Here is a 16,955-nt window from a genome sequence, read left to right as displayed (position 1 = left end):
CCCCCCGCGCCGCCCGCGCCGGGTCCGCCGTTTCGGCGCCCCCCGGACCCTGCGTCCCCACCCGTCCGGCAGGGAGGGTCCCCTTCCGGGGCCGCGGCGCCCCCGCCCGCAACGGCGTCCGCACCGCCGTCAGCACTCCCGCCAGCAGCATCATCAGCGCGGCCGCCACCGCCAGCAGCCACACCCGTCCGTCCAGCTCGGCCAGACGGCCCAGCGTCACCGGTCGCCGGGCGCCCGCGCCCAGCAGGTCGTCCAGCGGGCCGGGCAGGACGGTCGTCAGGGCGCCCGTCGCGCGTCCGTCCCAGGGGACGAACAGGCCGACCGGGATGCCCAGCCAGACGCCGTTCGGAGCGCCGAGCAGGGCCGCGCCCGCGATCCGCCGGGGGTGGTCGTCGCCGATCGCCGCGTACGCCGCCGCGGCCAGTCCGGCCGCGACCGCTACCAGCGCCACCGTGACGACGGCGGACGCGGCCGGCCGCACCACGCGGTGCGCAGCCTCCCAGCCCCGGGGCAGCGGGGTGCGGCACGAGGCCAGCAGGGCGACCAGCAGGATGCCGAGCGACCAGCCGAGGCCGCCGAGGAGCGTGGGCGCGGTGTCCACGCTGAAGCCGACCGCGGCCTTCGCGTGGACCAGGTCGCCGAGCCGGTCGGGCAACAGGCCGCCGACGTCCCCGACGTCGCCGAGCCCGGGGATGTCCAGGCCACCGCCCCCGCTGCCGCCCGCGCCGCCGGGCAGGTCGCCGAGGCCCAGCGCGCCACCGTCGAGCGTGACGACGTCGTGTCCCGCCCACGCGAGCCCGCCGAGCATCGCCACGAACAGCGCGGCCGTCGCGCCCACGCGCGCGAGGAGTTCGGCGGGCGCGACCACCGCACCGGCCGTGCGCAGGGAGCGGAGGAAGAACCACGACAGGAGCAGCGCCCCGACCAGGCTCACCCCCAGTGGCGTGATCTCGATGGCCGTGTCCGCCTGAGCGCCGGTCAGCCCGAAGGCGGACACGTCGCCGGACGGCGTCACCGAGCCGCCCGCGCCCAGGGCCACCACCGCGGCGGTCATCGTGCCCAACGAGCCCGCCGCGTCCGCCCGCAGCAGGTGCAGCCCCAGCGCCGCGGTCCCCGCCATCCCGATCAACGCCCAGCTCACCGAGGCGACAGCGGCCAGCAGCACGTCCGTCCACGGCACGCCCCTGCCGCGCACCGCGCTCCCGCCGCCTTCGACAACCGTGCCGGCACTCATGCAGACCCCCCGATCCGCGGTGAGGAACGGCGAAGATCGCCGCTTCCGTCCCCCTCGCGTGCCTTTACCACTCTCCGGGCCGTTTTCAACCCCGTCAACGGGAACGGGCGACACGCGTGCGCGGGCTCTTCACAAGGCCCGACTTTCGGTCAGGGGGCCGCTACTGAAATAGTTCCCCCCGATGTTCGACATCCCTAGACTCCCCGTTGATGGGGCTACTCGGGGGACAACTCAGTGGGGCTGGAGTGCCGGAACTCGTACTGGAATTGAACGGACGCACCTGGACGCTCGATCCGTCCAGGTCTTACACCCTCGGACGTGATCCGCAGGGCGACATCGTCCTCGACGACGCCAGGGTCTCCTGGCGACACGCCACGGTCAGCCACAACGGCCGCAGTTGGGTCGTCGAGGACCACGGCAGCACCAACGGCACGTTCGCGCAGGGGCAGCGGATCCAGCAGCTGGAGATCGGTCCCGGCTCGGCGCTGCACCTGGGCAACGCGACCGACGGACCGCGCGTGAGCGTCTCGGGCGCGCAGGCGCCCGCCGCGCAGCCGCGGCAACAGCCGTACGCCGCGCAGGCCGCGAACCCGGGCTGGGCCCAGCAGGGCGCGCCGCAGCAGCAGTCCGGGCAGGCGGCGCAGGCCGGCTGGCAGCCGCCGCAGCAGGCCGCGCCGCACGTGCCGCAGCAGCAGGGCGCGGGCGAGCCGTACGTGCAGCAGGTGCCCGGTGGTGGCGCGGGGGCGCCGCCGGTCTACGGCGACCGCAGCCCCACCACGTTCCACCAGTTCTCCCTCGGCCGCGTGATGCGCATCGGCCGTGCGCTGGAGAACGAACTCGTCGTCTCGGACCTCCAGGTCTCCCGTCACCACGCCGAGTTCCACTCGACGCCCGACGGCCGGATGGAGATCCGCGACCTCGGCTCGCACAACGGCACCTACGTCAACGGCCAGCCGATCCCCAAGGGCGGTTCGGTCCAGCTCGGCCCGGCCGACGTCGTCGGCGTCGGCCATTCGACGTTCCGGATCGTCGGCGACCGGCTCGAGGAGTTCGTCGACACCGGCGAGGTCTCCTTCTCGGCCCGGCATCTGACGGTGACGGTCGACGGCGGCAAGCAGATCCTCAAGGACGTCTCCTTCGGCGTCCCGGAGAAGTCGCTGATCGCGGTCATCGGTCCGTCCGGCTCCGGCAAGTCGACGCTGCTCAAGGCGCTGACGGGCTACCGGCCCGCCAACCAGGGCGACGTCCTGTACGACAACCGCAACCTCTACAAGCAGTTCGCCGAGCTGCGTCAGCGCATCGGTCTGGTCCCGCAGGACGACATCCTGCACAAGGAACTCACCGTCAAGAAGGCCCTCAAGTACGCGGCCAAGCTCCGCTTCCCGGCCGACACCACGGCCGCCGAGCGCGACGCCCGCATAGACGAGGTGCTGCGCGAGCTGAAGCTGGACATCCACAAGGAGAAGAAGGTCACCTCCCTCTCCGGCGGCCAGCGCAAGCGCGTCTCGGTGGCTCTGGAGCTCCTGACGAAGCCGTCGCTGATCTTCCTGGACGAGCCGACCTCCGGTCTCGACCCGGGCATGGACCGCGACGTGATGCAGCTGCTGCGCGGCCTGGCCGACGACGGCCGCACGGTCCTGGTCGTCACGCACTCGGTGGCCGAGCTGGCGATCTGCGACAAGCTGCTCGTGATGGCGCCGGGCGGCGCGGTCGCCTACTTCGGGCCGCCCGAGGAGGCGCTGAACTTCTTCGGCTACGACACCTGGGCCGACGTCTTCTCCGCCTTCGAGAACTACCGCGACTACGACTGGGCGGGCCGCTGGAAGGGCTCGCAGCACTACCAGATGTACGCCGCGGACATCGACGCCGTCGCGCCGCAGTCCGTACAGATGCCGCCGATGCAGGCGATGAAGCCGCCGAAGCCGCAGGGCTGGATGTCGCAGTTCGTCACGCTGGTGCGCCGCTACGTGTCGGTGATCGCCTCCGACAAGGGCTTCCTGGCGCTGACGGTGATCCTGCCGGCCGTCCTCGGCGCGGTGAGCCTGCTGATCGACTCCGGCAACAGCCTGCTGCCCAACCCGGTCAACCCGAAGAGCGGGCGGATCATCCCCAACGGCACGGCCACCACCGTGCTGCTGATCCTCGCCGTGGGCGCCTGCTTCGCGGGCGCGGCGAACTCCGTCCGTGAGCTGATCAAGGAACGGGTCATCTACGAGCGGGAACGGGCGACGGGTCTGTCGCGGTCCGCGTACCTGATGTCCAAGGTGTTCGTGCTCGGCGTGGTCACCGTGCTCCAGGGTCTGCTGGTCGGCGTGATCGGCTTCGCCAGCCGGGAGATCCCGAAGGAGGGCCTGGTCCTCGGCAGCGCCACCATGTTCGAGCTGTCCATCCCGATCATGGCGCTGGGCTTCACGTCGATGATGTTCGGTCTGGTCATCTCGTCGCTGGTGAAGACGGCCGAGAAGACGATGCCGCTGCTGGTCATGTTCGCGATCATCCAGGTCGTGTTCACCGGCTGTCTGTTCACCCTGAACGGAGCGGTGGGCGTCAACGAGTTCTCGTACCTGATGCCCTCGCGCTGGGCCGTCGCGGCCGCCGGCGCCACGCTGGACTTCAACAAGATCAGCCCGCCCAAGGACGGCGGCAGCACCGACCCGCTGTGGGAGCACACGGTCGGAGCCTGGAGCCTGGACATGATCGCGCTGATCGTCCTCGGCGTGATCTGCGGCTTCTTCGTGGCCCGCTTCCTGCGCCGCCACGAGCCCGAGGTCATGCGCAAGTAGTCGCGCCCGTGCACGCGCCGAAGGGCGGCGCCTCCCGACCGGGGAGGCGCCGCCCTTCGGCGCGTGGGGGTGCGTGTCAGTACGCGCTGTTCACGTTGTCGATCGAGCCGTACTTGTCGGCCGCGTAGTTGGCGGCGGCCGTGATGTTGGCGATCGGGTCGTAGATGTTCCAGGAGGTGCCTGCGACGTGGTAGGCCGTGAACGTCGGCGGGATCACCTGAAGCAGACCCTTGGACGGGATGCCGTTGATGGCGTTGATGTCCCAGTCGTTGATCGCCTTAGGGTTGCCCGAGGACTCCCGCATGATGTTCTTGTGCAGGCCGTGGTAGCTGCCCGGGATGCCCTTGGACTTCATGATGTCCAGGGACTGCTTGATCCAGCCGTCGAGGTTGTTCGCGTAGTGCCGGACGGTGGCCTTCTTGATCGCGGCGCGCTTGGCGGAGCGGTTCGCGGCCTCCTTGGCCTTGCGCGAGGCGGCGGCCTTGCGCTTGGCGGCGGCCTCGGCGGCCGCCTTCTTCTTGGCGGCGGCCGCCTTCGCGGCGGCTGCCTTCTTCTTCGCGGCGGCGGCCTCGGCGGCCTTCTTCTTCGCCGCTATGGCGTCGGCCTTCACGCTCGTCGCGGCCAGCTGGTCGGTGACACTGGCCTTGACGTCCTGCACCGGCTGAGTGCTGTAGGCGACCCGGGCCGACGAGACGGCGTCCGTAGTGGTCGTCTGCGCGTCGGCCGGCACCACCGAGAAGGCGAGGGCGGCGGCACCGAGGGTGGCCGCACCGGCGATCGCGATCTTGTGAGTGTTCTTGGGCATGCGGAAGGACCTCTTCGAATAGCGCGGAGGTCGCTCACTTCGTCCGACGGCGGACAGCGGGTGCTTGAGGCACGAGCGCCGCGGGCTGACCCCACGGCGCTGAGCGACGAGAGCAATTCTTAGCGGCCGCAAAATGCCCAGGCAAAGGTGTGACGTACGATCCCCGGTAGTGGATCGGGGAAGGGCAAAACGGGACAGATAGAACCATCTGCCCCGTTCATCGGGTGCCTGTTTGTCTCCTATTGCCCCTAGTACGTGATGTGGGCCCTATGTGCGGGCTCACATGCCCCTCAGATCGTTCTCACAGCTGGTTGCCAAAGCAATGCTGTGCGTCAGTGCCCTCCTCCGGCAGGAGGAGGTGCAGGTCCCCGAACTCGTGCCACAGGTAGAGCGCGCTCAGCGCCTCGTCGTAGCCCCGCTCGACCGCCGCCCGCCCCGCCACCGCCTCCAGCATCAGCAGATGCGAGGCCTGAGGCTCGTGCAGGCCGGTCAGCAGCCCGTCCACCACCCGTACCCCGCGCGCGGGGGTGACGACGAGATCCGTCCACCCCGCACGCGCGCGGACGACCCCGTCGGCGTCCGCCGCCGACTCCACCGCCCGCACGGCGGTCGTGCCGACGGCGATCACCCGTCCGCCCCCGGCCCGCACGGCGCCGATCAGCAGCGCCGACGACCCGGACACCGCGAAGCGCTCCGCGTACGGCGGCTCGTGCACCTCCGCCGAGGCGACCCCGGTGTGCAGCGTGACCGGCGCGAACAGCACCCCGCGGCTCACCAGCTCCGCCACCAGTTCCGGCGTGAAGGGCCGTGCCGCACTCGGCATCTCCGCACTGCCCGACCCGTCCGCCGACGGCAGCGCGAAAACCGTCTGGTGGGCGGACAACGGCTGGTCCCGCTCCGTGTAGGAGTAGCGGATGGGGCGCCCGTACTCCCGCAGCAGCCCCGGAACGGCCCCGCCCGGGGAGACCCGGGCCCACCACAGCCGCCCGCCGCCCCGGGCCAGCGGCTCCTCCAGCGCCAGCCGCACACCCCCGGGCAGCCGCACCCTCGCACCCGCCGGGCCGCCCGCCCGCGGGCGCGTCGTGCCCGTGCCGTCGGGATGGCGCAGCTCGACCGCCCACCGCCCGTCGTCCCCGCGCGTGGAGAAGTGCACCACCACACGCGTGTGCCCCACCCGCCCGTCCACGGCCGCCGCCAGCGTCGGCGAGGTGTTCACCACCAGCAGGTCACCGGCCCGCAGCAGGCCCGGCAGCTCCCGGAAGACGTGATGCGCCACCGCCGTCCCTCGTGACACGAGCAGCCGGACGTCGTCGCGCCCCCGCCCCGGCGCGCGCTGCTCGGCCGGCACCCGCGACGACAGCTCCCCGGGCACCTCGCGCCACGTCCGGACGGGCTCGTGCGGGCCCGGTGCCGTCAGCGTCATCGCCGCGCCTCCAGGAGCGCCGTGGCCCCGTACCGCCCGCTCGCCGGACGCTCGTCCAGCAACCGCAGGAAGGCCGGCGCCACCCCGGCCGGATCGGGACGGGGGCCGTCGTCGTCCGGGACGGCCGCCGCGTACAGGTCCGTGGCCATGTCACCCGGATCCACCGCCCACACCCGCAGCCCCGGCTCCTCCTCGCCCAGCACCGCCGCGAGCAGGTCCAGCGCCGCCTTGGACGCTCCGTAGCCGCCCCACGTCCCGTACGCCTCGGCGGCCGCGTCCGAGCTGACGGTGATCACCGTGCCCGCCCGCGCCCCGCGCAGCAGCGGCAACGCCTCCTGGACGAGGCCCAGGGCAGCCACCACGTTGACCTCAAGAGCCCGCCGCAGCCCGTCGAGGGGCAACGCCTCCAGCCGCGCCAGCGGCTCGGCGCCCAGCGCGCTCGCGTTGTTCACCAGCAGGTCGCAGCCCCCGAGCCGTCGGGCCGCCGCCACCAGCTCGGCCCGGTGCCCCGGGTCGGCGACGTCCCCCGCGCGGGCCTCGACCCGCGTCCCGTGCGACGCCACGGCCGCCGCCGTCGCCGTCAGGACCCGCGCCGTCCGGGCGTCGAGCACCAGATCCCAGCCCCGGGCGGCCAGCGCCTCGGCCAGGGCCCGCCCCAGCCCCTTCGAGGCCCCTGTGATGATCGCTACCGGCATGGCAACCGTCCCCTCGTCGACCGCCTCCGCCGGGCGGTGACCCCAACCTAGGAACCGGCCGGCCGCACCCGCCTCGGACGCGGGACGCAGCCGGAAGGGGCCCTTCGTCGTACGCCCCGGCGCCTCCTCCGCACGGCGTAGACCCCCGCGCCTGCGACCTCGGCCCTAGGTCCTGCGTCCCGCTCGCGGCCGTCACAGGTCCGATCCGTGCTGTCGGACCCCGCCGGTACCGTGAGGACATGAGTCAAGGCCCCCGGTCCGGCCTCGCCGCGGTGAGTTCCGCGCTGCTGGCCATGAGCAGGCACCTGGAGGTGCGCGACGTCCTCAAGACGATCGTCGCCTCCGCCCGTGAGCTGCTGAACGCGCAGTACGCCGCCCTGGGGGTCCCCGACGACCACGGCGGGTTCGCCCAGTTCGTCGTGGACGGCGTCAGCGACGAGCAGTGGAAGGCCATCGGCCCCCTGCCCCGCCAGCACGGCATCCTGGCCGCGATGCTGCACGAGGCCGGGCCCGAGCGCCTCGCCGACGTCCGCGAGGACCCGCGCTTCGGGGGCTGGCCCTCCGCCCACCCCGACATGTCCGACTTCCTGGGCCTGCCCATCCGTGACGGCGACGAGGTCATCGGCGCCCTGTTCCTCGCCAACAAGAACTGCGACAAGCCCGAGGGCGGCTGCGGCTTCACCGAGGACGACGAGGAACTGCTGTCGATCCTGGCCCAGCACGCCGCGATCGCCCTCACCAACGCCCGCCTCTACGAGCGCAGCCGGGAGCTGACGATCGCCGAGGAGCGCTCCCGGCTGGCCCACGAACTGCACGACGCGGTCAGCCAGAAGTTGTTCTCCCTGCGCCTGACGGCCCAGGCCGCCGCCGCCCTCGTCGACCGCGACCCCGCGCGCGCGAAGGGCGAACTGCACCAGGTCGCCGCCCTGGCCGCCGAGGCCGCCGACGAACTGCGCGCCGCCGTGGTCGAGCTGAGACCGGCCGCACTCGACGAGGACGGCCTGGTCGCCACCCTGCGCACCCACGTCCAGGTCCTCGACCGCGCGCACACCGCCCGCGTGACCTTCACCGGCAACGGCGTGCGGGCCCTGCCCGCCGCCCAGGAGGAGGCCTTCCTCCGGGTCGCGCAGGAGGCCCTGCACAACGCCCTGCGCCACTCCGGCGCGGACCACGTGGACGTCGCCCTGGACAGACGCGGCCGGCATACGGTCCTGCGCGTCACGGACGACGGCGGCGGCTTCGACCCCTCGACCGTGCGCCGGGCAGGCCGCCATCTGGGCCTGGTGTCGATGCGGGACCGGGCGAACGGCGTCGGCGGCACGCTCACGGTGGAATCGGCGCCCGGCAAGGGCACCGCGGTCGAGATGGAGGCCCCCGGTGGCTGACGCAATCAAGGTGCTGCTCGTCGACGACCACCAGGTCGTCCGCCGGGGCCTGCGCACCTTCCTGGAGGTGCAGGACGACATCGAGGTCGTCGGCGAGGCAGCCGACGGCTCCGAAGGAGTGGCCCTGTGCGAGGAGCTGCGTCCCGACGTCGTCCTGATGGACGTCAAGATGCCCGGCATGGACGGCGTCGAGGCCCTGCGCAGGCTCCGGGAACTCGACAACCCCGCGCGCGTGCTGATCGTCACCAGCTTCACGGAGCAGCGCACGGTCGTCCCGGCCCTGCGCGCCGGCGCCGCCGGCTACGTCTACAAGGACGTGGACCCCGACGCCCTGGCCGGCGCCATCCGCTCGGTGCACGCCGGCCACATCCTGCTCCAGCCGGAGGTCGCCGGGGCGCTCCTCTCCCAGGACGAGGCCGCAGCGGGCCAGGGCCGGGGCGGTTCGCTCACCGAACGCGAGCGCGAAGTGCTCGCTCTGATAGCGGACGGCCGCTCCAACCGGGAGATCGCCCGCGCCCTCGTCCTCTCCGAGAAGACCGTCAAGACGCACGTGTCGAACATCCTGATGAAGCTCGACCTCGCGGACCGCACCCAGGCCGCCCTGTGGGCCGTGCGCCACGGCGTGGCTGGCTGAGGACCGGCCGGCGGGCGGGGCTCGCGGCCGACGATACGGAAGGTTAACTTCCGATCCGAGATTCATACCGTCGTGGGAATGTCCCTCGGATGGCGTATCCCGCGACGCTCTCCGCCGTTCTCCCTGCGTGCCGCGGCGACTGCCGCGGAGATCGCGAGAAGGGCTCAGAAGTGAAGAACCTGAAGAAGGCAGCGGCCGTGACGATGGTGGCCGGCGGCCTGGTGGCCGCGGGCGCCGGCCTGGCCTGCGCCGCCGACGGCGCCACCGCCCTCGGCGAGGCCAAGGGCTCGCCGGGCGTCGTCTCGGGCAACCTCGTCCAGGCCCCGGTCAGCGTTCCCGTCAATGTGGTCGGCAACAGCGTCAACGTGATCGGCGTGCTCAACCCCGCCTTCGGCAACCTGGGCCTCAACCGCTGAATCCGGGCCTCGACCGCCGAACCGAGGACGTCCCCGACCCCGACGTCCCGAACCGCCGAGGCCCGCGCGGGCCCGCGGTGACCTTCTGCCGCTCCCGGCCCACCGGGAGGGGCGGTCTGTTTGTCGTCCCGTAGCTCTGTCGTCCCAATGGCCCGAACGGGCCCTTCCGGCCCCGGCGACCGCACCGTTCCCCGTCACCCCCACGTTGGACAGCGCACGGCCCCGGCCGGACCGGACACGCAATCGCAGGAGGAACCCTTTCCATGAACATCGCCAAGAAGACCGCTGTGGCCCTCACCGTCGCCGGCATCGCCGCCGGCGCCTCGGCCGGAGCGGCCGTCGCCGACGCGGGCGCCGAGGGTGCGGCCGTGAAGTCGCCGGGCGTCGTCTCGGGCAACCTCGTCCAGGTCCCGGTCAACGTGCCGGTCAACGTCGTCGGCAACAGCGTCAACGTGATCGGCCTGCTGAACCCGGCCTTCGGCAACACGGGCGTCAACCGCTGACCCTCGCAGCCGAGACCGCACGAGGGCCCGCGCGTCGCCGTCGACGCGCGGGCCCTCGCGCTTTTCCCGCGCGGTAGGACCCCACGGCGCACGGCCCGAGGTCGCGCACCCCTCGCGCGCCCCCACCCGCCCGCGCTCAGCGGATCCCGCGCTCCCGCTCCTCCACCACGGAGTTGTACGCGGCGACCGTCGCCCGCCGAGCCGTGCGCTCCACCGGCCGCAGGGCTTCGGCGCGGGCCGCCATCTCCGCGGAGCTGACCGCACCCCCGTGCCCGTTCTCCTCGGCGAGGGACACCAGCAGACCCACCCGCTGCGCCAGCTCCAGAACCCGTACGGCCCGCGGCGGATACCCCGGGGCCAGCACCTCCCGCCCCTCCTCCGCGCGCGCCCGGTAGGCGTCGATCGCCGCCTCGGCCACCGGCCCCGACCCGGCGACGTCCAGCCGCGAGAGCACCGCCGTGGCGTCCCGGAGCGCCTCCGCCAGCTCGCGCTCCGCCTCGCCCAGCGACGGCACGTCGGCCGGGGGCGCCTCCCGCACCGGCAGGCAGTGCCACACCACCTCGACGTGCACGTCCCCGGCCGGGCCGGCCTCCGACACCTCGGGCACCAGCCCGTGACCGGCGCCGTGACAGACCACGGCCTCCTGCGCGTCCATCGCCCGGGCGTTGAACTCCGGCGGTCCGCTCAGCCCCAGCGGATGGCCCGGGGCGGGCAGCGCGAGCCGCAGCCCCGTCGCCCCGAGCGCCCGCAGCCGCCCCAGCGCGAGCGTGAGCCCGACGGGCCCGGACTCGCCCGGCAGCCCCTCCACCCGGTGGACGGCGTCCTCCCCGACGACGGCGAGCATGGCGTCGTCCGGCGAGACGAATCCGGCCAACAGGGCATTTCCCCAAGCGGCGAGGCGACCAGAGCGCGATTCGGAAAGCATGCCCCCAGCCTAAGGACCGGACCGATGGAACGGGCCGCCCGACCGGTGGCGTAGATTTTCCCGGAGGGGCCGCGCCCGCCCACGCGCGGCGGTCCGAGCCACAGGCGCCCGCGACAACCGACCGGCCACACTGCAAGGGGAGACAACCCGCTCATGAGCGATGTTCTGGAGCTTCAGGACGTAACCGTGGTCCGTGAGGGCCGGGCTCTCGTGGACCAGGTCTCCTGGTCGGTCAAGGAGGGCGAGCGCTGGGTCATCCTCGGTCCGAACGGGGCCGGCAAGACGACCCTCCTGAACATCGCGTCCACCTACCTCTTCCCGAGCTCCGGCGAGGTGTCCGTCCTCGGCGAGCCCCTCGGCAGGCCCGGCACCGACGTCTTCGAGCTGCGCCCGCGCGTGGGCATGGCCGGCATCGCCCTCGCCGACAAGCTCCCCAAGCGCCAGACCGTCCTGCAAACCGTGCTGACCGCCGCGTACGGCATGACGGCCGGCTGGCAGGAGGAGTACGAGGACGTCGACGAGCAGCGCGCCCGCGCCTTCCTCGACCGTCTGGGCATGAGCGACTACCTCGACCGGAAGTTCGGCACCCTCTCCGAGGGCGAGCGCAAGCGGACCCTCATCGCCCGCGCCCTGATGACCGACCCCGAGCTGCTGCTGCTCGACGAGCCGGCCGCCGGCCTCGACCTCGGCGGCCGCGAGGACCTCGTGCGCCGCCTCGGCCGCCTCGCCCGCGACCCCATCGCCCCCTCGATGATCATGGTCACGCACCACGTCGAGGAGATCGCCCCCGGCTTCACCCACGTCCTGATGATCCGTCAGGGCAAGGTGCTCGCCGCGGGCCCCGTGGAACTCGAACTCACCTCCCGCAACCTCTCCCTCTGCTTCGGCCTCCCGCTCGTCGTGGAGCAGGTCGGCGACCGCTGGACCGCCCAGGGCCTGCCCCTGTCCTGACCCCGTGCCGACCCCTTCGCGCCCTGTCCGCGACGGGACCCCGGCCCTACCATGACCCTGTGAACGACATCGACGCGTGGGTGTGGTGGCTGGTCGGTGCGGCAGCGCTCGGAATCCCGCTCGTGGTGACCGCGATGCCCGAGTTCGGCATGTTCGCGGTCGGCGCCGTGGCAGCCGCCGTCGCCGCGGGTCTCGGCCTGGGCGTCGTCGCCCAGGTGCTCGTCTTCATCGTCGTCTCGGTGGCGTTGATCGCCGTCGTGCGGCCCATCGCGATCCGGCACAGCAGACAGCGCCCCCAACTCGCGACCGGAGTCGACGCGTTGAAGGGCAAGCAGGCCGTCGTGCTCGAGCGCGTCGACGGCGCGGGCGGGCGGATCAAGCTCGCCGGAGAGATCTGGTCGGCGCGCTCGCTCGACGGCGACCGCGCCTACGACGTGGGGCAGCAGGTCGACGTCGTGGACATCGAGGGAGCCACGGCGATCGTCATCTGACCATGCGCGACTTCCGCACGACGTGAGTCAACTCCCGCACGACGCAAGTGGACCGAACACCTCGCGGGCCGCACGACGGTCTGTCAGACTCGACCAGCAAGATCTTCAACAGACATAAGATCTTCCGAAACGCCGAGGCGGAGAAGGGTACGGGGATCCGACGATGGAACCGGTCATCATCGTCCTGATCATTCTGGTGGTGTTGGTCTTCATCGCCCTGATCAAGACGATCCAAGTCATCCCGCAGGCCAGCGCCGCCATCGTGGAGCGCTTCGGCCGCTACACGCGCACGCTGAACGCCGGCCTCAACATCGTCGTCCCGTTCATCGACACCATCCGCAACCGCATCGACCTGCGCGAACAGGTCGTGCCGTTCCCGCCCCAGCCGGTGATCACCCAGGACAACCTGGTCGTCAACATCGACACGGTCATCTACTACCAGGTGACCGACGCCCGGGCCGCCACCTACGAAGTCGCCAGCTACATCCAGGCGATCGAGCAGCTCACCGTCACCACCCTGCGCAACATCATCGGCGGGATGGACCTGGAGCGGACCCTCACCTCCCGCGAGGAGATCAACGCGGCCCTGCGCGGCGTCCTCGACGAGGCCACCGGCAAGTGGGGCATCCGCGTCAACCGCGTCGAGCTCAAGGCGATCGAACCGCCCACCTCCATCCAGGACTCGATGGAGAAGCAGATGCGCGCCGACCGTGACAAGCGCGCCGCGATCCTCACCGCCGAGGGCACCCGCCAGGCCGCCATCCTCACCGCCGAGGGCGAGAAGCAGTCCCAGATCCTGCGCGCCGAGGGCGAGGCCAAGGCCGCCGCCCTGCGCGCCGAGGGCGAGGCCCAGGCGGTGCGCACGGTCTTCGAGGCCATCCACGCCGGCGACCCCGACCAGAAACTGCTGTCCTACCAGTACCTCCAGATGCTGCCGAAGATCGCCGAGGGGGACGCCAACAAGCTGTGGATCGTCCCCAGCGAGATCGGCGACGCCCTGAAGGGACTCTCCGGCGCCATGGGCAACTTCGGCCCGTTCGGGGGCGGTTCGGGCGGCGGCAACGCAGGGAACGGCAACGGCGGCGGCCACGAGCGCCGCGAGAAGCCCTCCATCGACTGACCGCCGGCCCGCGCACGCGACCGGGGCCCGCCTTCACACGGAAGGCGGGCCCCGGTCGTGCGCACCGGCGACGAGCCACGACGGCCGACGACAGCCGGCAGAAGCCGACTCGACGTGGCCGACGGCTGACGACAGCAGGGGGGAGAAGGCCGGCGGAAGCAGCCGGACGGGGACTACGCGGCGTCCAGCGTCAGCCACTCCGGCAGCGCGGCCAGGTCGTCCTGCCCCAGAGCCAGCAGCATCGCGTCCGCGGGCGTCGGCTCGAACGGCCGACGCAGCAACGGCATGTCCGCCTGCTCCGGAGTCCGGTCCGCCTTGCGGTGGTTGTCCTCCGCGCACGAGGCGACGGTGTTCAGCCACGAGTCCTGCCCGCCCTGCGCCCGCGGCACCACGTGGTCCACGGTCGTCGCCCGACGCCCGCAGTACGCGCACCGGTGCCGGTCCCTGACCAGCACACCCCGCCTCGACCACGGGGCTTGTCTTCGGAAGGGCACTCTCACGTACCTGCACAGCCTGATCACCCGCGGCGCCGGGATGTCGACCTCCGCTCCACGCATCCGCAGTTCGGGGTGGGCCTGTTCGACGACGGCCTTGTCCTGGAGCACCAGAACGACGGCTCGGTTCAACGTCACCGTCGACAGCGGCTCGAAGCTCGCGTTCAGTACCAGCGTGTCCCGCATACCAGCCCACCTCCTGTGTGCACCGGCCCACCCCCTGGCGGGCTGGGATCAACTCTGGCCGGGCACGCCGAGATGGACAACGCAATATCTGCTGCTCCACGGGAGGTGACCCCCGCGACCCCCGGCAACAAAAATGCCCGCCTCTGATCACTTCCAAGACCAGAGGCGGGCAAACACTCCATGAACGATGAGCTGACTCATCCCTCCATGGGATGTTCGTACTCACCGATCAACTGCGCGCGGCCGATCGCGTGGAACCGCAGGTTGAACCCGACCACGGCCGGCGAGGCGTCGGCGTCCGGACCGAGCTTCTCCTGGTCGACCGCGTACACCGTGAACACGTACCGGTGCGGCCCGTCCCCGGGCGGCGGCGCGGCCCCGCCGAAGTCCTTGCTGCCGTAGTCGTTGCGCGCGTGCACGGCGCCCGACGGCAGCCCCTCGAACCCCTCGCTGCCCGCACCCGCCGGCAGCTCGGTCACCGAGGCCGGGATGTCGAACAGGACCCAGTGCCAGAACCCGCTGCCCGTGGGAGCGTCGGGGTCGTAGCAGGTCACCGCGAAGCTCTTGGTCCCGGCCGGGAAGCCCTCCCACCGCAGCTGCGGCGAGGTGTTCCCCGCGGACTGCACCTGGGCGTCGCCGAGCACCGCCCCTTCCTTCACGTCCTCGCTCGTGACCGTGAACGACGGCACCGGCGGATGGAAATCGTGGGGCAGCGGCCGCCTCTTCAGCTCGGTCACCTCGACACCTCCTGGTAGATCGGAAAGGCACTCCCTTCGGAGCCTACGACTACCCTGCCCCGCATGAGCGCGGGCACTGCCGAGCACGGCCCGGACACAGCACGGAGGGCCCGGAACGCCGTACGGCACTCCGGGCCCTCCGCGTCGTCCCGCTCGGGGAACGCAAGGGAACGTCCGCGAACGTCCTAGAACCAGTTGCGCTTGCTGCCGACCTCGGACAGCCACTGGTTGAGGTACGCGGGCCAGTCGGTGCCCTGGTAGTCGTTCAGGCCCACCTGGAACGAGCGGAAGGTGTCACTGCCCTCGCTGAACAGCCCCGGCTTCTTGTCCATCTCCAGCACGACGTCCATGGCGTGCTCGTCGGCCACGAAGCTCAGCTCGACCTGGTTCAGCCCCCGGTACTGCGACGGCGGGTAGAACTCGATCTCCTGGTAGAACGGCAGCTTCTGCCGGGTGCCCCGGATGTGCCCGCGCTCCAGGTCCGCGTTCTTGAAGCGGAAGCCGAGCTGGATGAAGGCGTCCAGAATGGCCTTCTGCGCCGGCAGCGGGTGCACGTTGACCGCGTCCAGGTCACCGGAGTCCACGGCGCGCGCGATCTCCAGCTCGGTGGTCACGCCGACGTTCATCCCGCGCAGCGCCTGTCCGTCGATCATCGTGACCGGCGTCTCCCACGGGATCTCCAGCCCGAACGGCACCGCGTGCACGGCGCCCGCCTGAAGCTCGAAGGCGCCCCCGAGCCGCAGCTTCGTGAACTCGATGTCCTGCTTGTACTCCTGGTCGCCGCTCTCGACCTCGACCTTTGCCTGCAGCCCGACCGACAGCCCCTCGATCTGCTGGTTGACGGACCCGCCCTGGATCCGCACCTCGCCCTGGACGACACCGCCCGGAACGACGTTGACCTCGGTCAGCACCGTCTCGACCGAAGCCCCGCCGGCCCCCAGACTCGCGAGCAGCTTCTTGAACGCCATGACTCTCCCTCTACGACCTTCTTCGGACGGGATCCCTCGATCCCTACCAACGCGATCCGGACGTGGCCGGTTCCGCCGCCCCACACCCTGACAAAGCCGAGTGCCCGCTGACCACCCCGGCGCACCCGCGCGTCTGCACTACGCTCGGAGGGCATGATCGCGACCACCGACCGTACGCCCCTGCCCAGGAACTTCTTCGACCGCCCTGTCCTGGAGGTGGCCCCCGATCTCCTCGGCCGGCTCCTGGTCCGTACGACGCCCGACGGCCCGATCACCCTGCGTCTCACCGAGGTAGAGGCCTACGACGGGGGGAACGACCCCGGCTCCCACGCCTATCGCGGTCCCACCGCCCGCAACGGTGTGATGTTCGGTCCGCCCGGTCATGTGTACGTCTACTTCACTTACGGCATGTGGCACTGCATGAACCTCGTCTGCGGTCCGGAGGGCGTCGCGAGCGCGGTCCTGCTCCGTGCCGGCGAGATCGTCGAGGGAGCCGAGTACGCCCGCAAACGTCGACTCTCGGCCCGGGACGACAGGGAACTGGCCAAAGGGCCCGCCCGCCTGGCCACCGCCCTGGACGTGGACCGGGCGCTGGACGGCACGGACGCCTGCGCCGCCGGGGCCACTCCGCTGAGGATCCTCAAGGGTGCCGCGGTCCCGTCCGACCAGGTACGCAGCGGACCCCGCACCGGGGTGTCGGGAGACGGGGCGGTCCACCCCTGGAGGTACTGGGTCGCCGACGACCCGACGGTGAGCCCCTACCGGGCCCATGTCCCCAGGCGCCGCCGAAGTTGACTCGCTCATGGACGGCGCGTAATGTAGCCCGAGCCGCTTGACCCGGGTACGGCATTCGCCTGCAGCCGGAAGCGGCCAACCCACTACCTACGACGCCCCTCAGCGGGAGCGAATTCGGCATGTCCGCATGCCCGAATTCCCCGCTCGCGGAACTCGATTATGAGTTGCGGAGGGAATCGGCTAACGTAGTGAATGTCGAAAGGCCGACGGGCGAAAGTCCAAAGCCCAAGACAATCCCGCCGACAGGGAATCGGATCACGAAAAAGATCTGATAGAGTCGGAAACGCAAGACCGAAGGGAAGCGCCCGGAGGAAAGCCCGAGAAGTTCGGGTAAGTACAAAGGAAGCGTCCGTTCCTTGAGAACTCAACAGCGTGCCAAAAATCAACGCCAGATATGTTGATACCCCGTC

At 71.5% G+C, this 16,955-nt stretch carries 16 protein-coding genes and 1 pseudogene; 9 read left to right on the top strand and 8 right to left on the bottom strand.

Features of this window, described 5'->3' with window-relative positions:
* The coding region (locus KMS84_RS33130) for a streptophobe family protein (RefSeq protein WP_256920216.1) at positions 1 to 1,234 on the bottom strand (1,234 nt) is incomplete at its 3' end.
* 245 nt (positions 1,235 to 1,479) lie between these two features.
* On the opposite strand from KMS84_RS33130, the gene KMS84_RS33125 reads away from it, so the two are divergent.
* Positions 1,480 to 4,017, top strand: a complete 2,538-nt coding sequence (locus tag KMS84_RS33125; RefSeq protein ID WP_438819013.1) for an ABC transporter ATP-binding protein/permease — start codon at positions 1,480 to 1,482, stop codon at positions 4,015 to 4,017.
* A gap of 76 nt (positions 4,018 to 4,093) precedes the next feature.
* Here KMS84_RS33125 and KMS84_RS33120 read toward each other — a convergent pair whose 3' ends face one another.
* From KMS84_RS33120 to KMS84_RS33110, 3 genes are all read right to left on the bottom strand, one after another.
* On the bottom strand, positions 4,094 to 4,822 hold the full coding sequence (locus KMS84_RS33120) for a transglycosylase SLT domain-containing protein (RefSeq protein WP_256920214.1): 729 nt from the start codon (positions 4,820 to 4,822) through the stop codon (positions 4,094 to 4,096).
* Positions 4,823 to 5,123: 301 nt separating this feature from the next.
* Positions 5,124 to 6,245 (bottom strand): S-adenosylmethionine:tRNA ribosyltransferase-isomerase, encoded by a 1,122-nt coding sequence (locus tag KMS84_RS33115; RefSeq protein ID WP_256920213.1) that lies wholly within the window; start codon positions 6,243 to 6,245, stop codon positions 5,124 to 5,126.
* A complete protein-coding gene (locus tag KMS84_RS33110; protein WP_256920212.1) occupies positions 6,242 to 6,940 on the bottom strand; it encodes an SDR family NAD(P)-dependent oxidoreductase in 699 nt (232 codons plus the stop codon). Before KMS84_RS33110 ends, KMS84_RS33115 begins: the two co-directional genes overlap by 4 nt.
* Before the next feature lie 239 nt (positions 6,941 to 7,179).
* Here KMS84_RS33110 and KMS84_RS33105 point away from each other — a divergent pair, with 239 nt between their 5' ends.
* The 4 genes from KMS84_RS33105 to KMS84_RS33090 all read left to right on the top strand — a co-directional run bounded on the left by KMS84_RS33105 (position 7,180) and on the right by KMS84_RS33090 (position 9,878).
* Positions 7,180 to 8,325 carry a GAF domain-containing sensor histidine kinase gene (locus tag KMS84_RS33105; protein ID WP_256920211.1) on the top strand — a complete coding sequence of 382 codons (1,146 nt, stop codon included), beginning with the start codon at positions 7,180 to 7,182 and terminating at the stop codon, positions 8,323 to 8,325.
* Positions 8,318 to 8,959: a response regulator gene (locus tag KMS84_RS33100; RefSeq protein ID WP_256920210.1), complete on the top strand. Its 642-nt coding sequence runs from the start codon at positions 8,318 to 8,320 to the stop codon at positions 8,957 to 8,959. Before KMS84_RS33105 ends, KMS84_RS33100 begins: the two co-directional genes overlap by 8 nt.
* Before the next feature lie 170 nt (positions 8,960 to 9,129).
* Positions 9,130 to 9,375 (top strand): chaplin, encoded by a 246-nt coding sequence (locus KMS84_RS33095; RefSeq protein ID WP_256920209.1) that lies wholly within the window; start codon positions 9,130 to 9,132, stop codon positions 9,373 to 9,375.
* 263 nt (positions 9,376 to 9,638) lie between these two features.
* Positions 9,639 to 9,878, top strand: coding sequence for a chaplin family protein (locus KMS84_RS33090; RefSeq protein WP_109000178.1), 240 nt, complete (start codon positions 9,639 to 9,641; stop codon positions 9,876 to 9,878).
* 136 nt (positions 9,879 to 10,014) lie between these two features.
* Here KMS84_RS33090 and KMS84_RS33085 read toward each other — a convergent pair whose 3' ends face one another.
* Complete coding sequence (locus KMS84_RS33085; protein WP_256920208.1) at positions 10,015 to 10,803, bottom strand: Rv1486c family protein; 789 nt, start codon at positions 10,801 to 10,803, stop codon at positions 10,015 to 10,017.
* A gap of 153 nt (positions 10,804 to 10,956) precedes the next feature.
* Here KMS84_RS33085 and KMS84_RS33080 point away from each other — a divergent pair.
* The 3 genes and pseudogenes from KMS84_RS33080 to KMS84_RS33070 form a co-directional block, all read left to right on the top strand.
* A pseudogene (locus KMS84_RS33080) lies at positions 10,957 to 11,487 on the top strand (ABC transporter ATP-binding protein); the annotation flags it as partial.
* A 326-nt stretch (positions 11,488 to 11,813) separates the two neighbouring features.
* On the top strand, positions 11,814 to 12,245 hold the full coding sequence (locus tag KMS84_RS33075; RefSeq protein ID WP_256920206.1) for an NfeD family protein: 432 nt from the start codon (positions 11,814 to 11,816) through the stop codon (positions 12,243 to 12,245).
* Between the two features lie 163 nt (positions 12,246 to 12,408).
* A complete protein-coding gene (locus KMS84_RS33070) occupies positions 12,409 to 13,365 on the top strand; it encodes an SPFH domain-containing protein (protein ID WP_256920205.1) in 957 nt (318 codons plus the stop codon).
* Positions 13,366 to 13,538: 173 nt separating this feature from the next.
* Here the strand turns inward: KMS84_RS33070 and KMS84_RS33065 are convergent, their stop codons facing one another.
* The 3 genes from KMS84_RS33065 to KMS84_RS33055 form a co-directional block, all read right to left on the bottom strand.
* Positions 13,539 to 14,045, bottom strand: coding sequence for an HNH endonuclease (locus tag KMS84_RS33065; protein ID WP_256920204.1), 507 nt, complete (start codon positions 14,043 to 14,045; stop codon positions 13,539 to 13,541).
* Between the two features lie 197 nt (positions 14,046 to 14,242).
* Complete coding sequence (locus tag KMS84_RS33060) at positions 14,243 to 14,782, bottom strand: YbhB/YbcL family Raf kinase inhibitor-like protein (RefSeq protein ID WP_256920203.1); 540 nt, start codon at positions 14,780 to 14,782, stop codon at positions 14,243 to 14,245.
* A gap of 185 nt (positions 14,783 to 14,967) precedes the next feature.
* On the bottom strand, positions 14,968 to 15,750 hold the full coding sequence (locus KMS84_RS33055) for a sporulation protein (RefSeq protein WP_256920202.1): 783 nt from the start codon (positions 15,748 to 15,750) through the stop codon (positions 14,968 to 14,970).
* 153 nt (positions 15,751 to 15,903) lie between these two features.
* Here KMS84_RS33055 and KMS84_RS33050 point away from each other — a divergent pair, with 153 nt between their 5' ends.
* Positions 15,904 to 16,545 carry a DNA-3-methyladenine glycosylase gene (locus KMS84_RS33050; RefSeq protein ID WP_256920201.1) on the top strand — a complete coding sequence of 214 codons (642 nt, stop codon included), beginning with the start codon at positions 15,904 to 15,906 and terminating at the stop codon, positions 16,543 to 16,545.
* Positions 16,546 to 16,955: the final 410 nt, after the last annotated feature.

It is taken from the genome of Streptomyces hilarionis (assembly GCF_024539675.1).
Lineage (GTDB): Bacteria > Actinomycetota > Actinomycetes > Streptomycetales > Streptomycetaceae > Streptomyces > Streptomyces hilarionis.
The sequence above is the reverse complement of the archived record's forward strand: the minus strand, read 5'-3'. Positions and strand labels throughout refer to the sequence as shown.

Excerpts from the sequence above, each read along its gene's own strand:
- KMS84_RS33050 (WP_256920201.1), top strand. The coding sequence starts at position 15,904 with ATGATCGCGACCACCGACCGTACGCCCCTGCCCAGGAACTTCTTCGAC.
- KMS84_RS33115 (WP_256920213.1), bottom strand. The coding sequence starts at position 6,245 with ATGACGCTGACGGCACCGGGCCCGCACGAGCCCGTCCGGACGTGGCGC.
- KMS84_RS33070 (WP_256920205.1), top strand. The coding sequence starts at position 12,409 with ATGGAACCGGTCATCATCGTCCTGATCATTCTGGTGGTGTTGGTCTTC.
- KMS84_RS33065 (WP_256920204.1), bottom strand. The coding sequence starts at position 14,045 with ATGCGGGACACGCTGGTACTGAACGCGAGCTTCGAGCCGCTGTCGACG.
- KMS84_RS33120 (WP_256920214.1), bottom strand. The coding sequence starts at position 4,822 with ATGCCCAAGAACACTCACAAGATCGCGATCGCCGGTGCGGCCACCCTC.
- KMS84_RS33085 (WP_256920208.1), bottom strand. The coding sequence starts at position 10,803 with ATGCTTTCCGAATCGCGCTCTGGTCGCCTCGCCGCTTGGGGAAATGCC.
- KMS84_RS33055 (WP_256920202.1), bottom strand. The coding sequence starts at position 15,750 with ATGGCGTTCAAGAAGCTGCTCGCGAGTCTGGGGGCCGGCGGGGCTTCG.
- KMS84_RS33110 (WP_256920212.1), bottom strand. The coding sequence starts at position 6,940 with ATGCCGGTAGCGATCATCACAGGGGCCTCGAAGGGGCTGGGGCGGGCC.
- KMS84_RS33105 (WP_256920211.1), top strand. The coding sequence starts at position 7,180 with ATGAGTCAAGGCCCCCGGTCCGGCCTCGCCGCGGTGAGTTCCGCGCTG.
- KMS84_RS33090 (WP_109000178.1), top strand. The coding sequence starts at position 9,639 with ATGAACATCGCCAAGAAGACCGCTGTGGCCCTCACCGTCGCCGGCATC.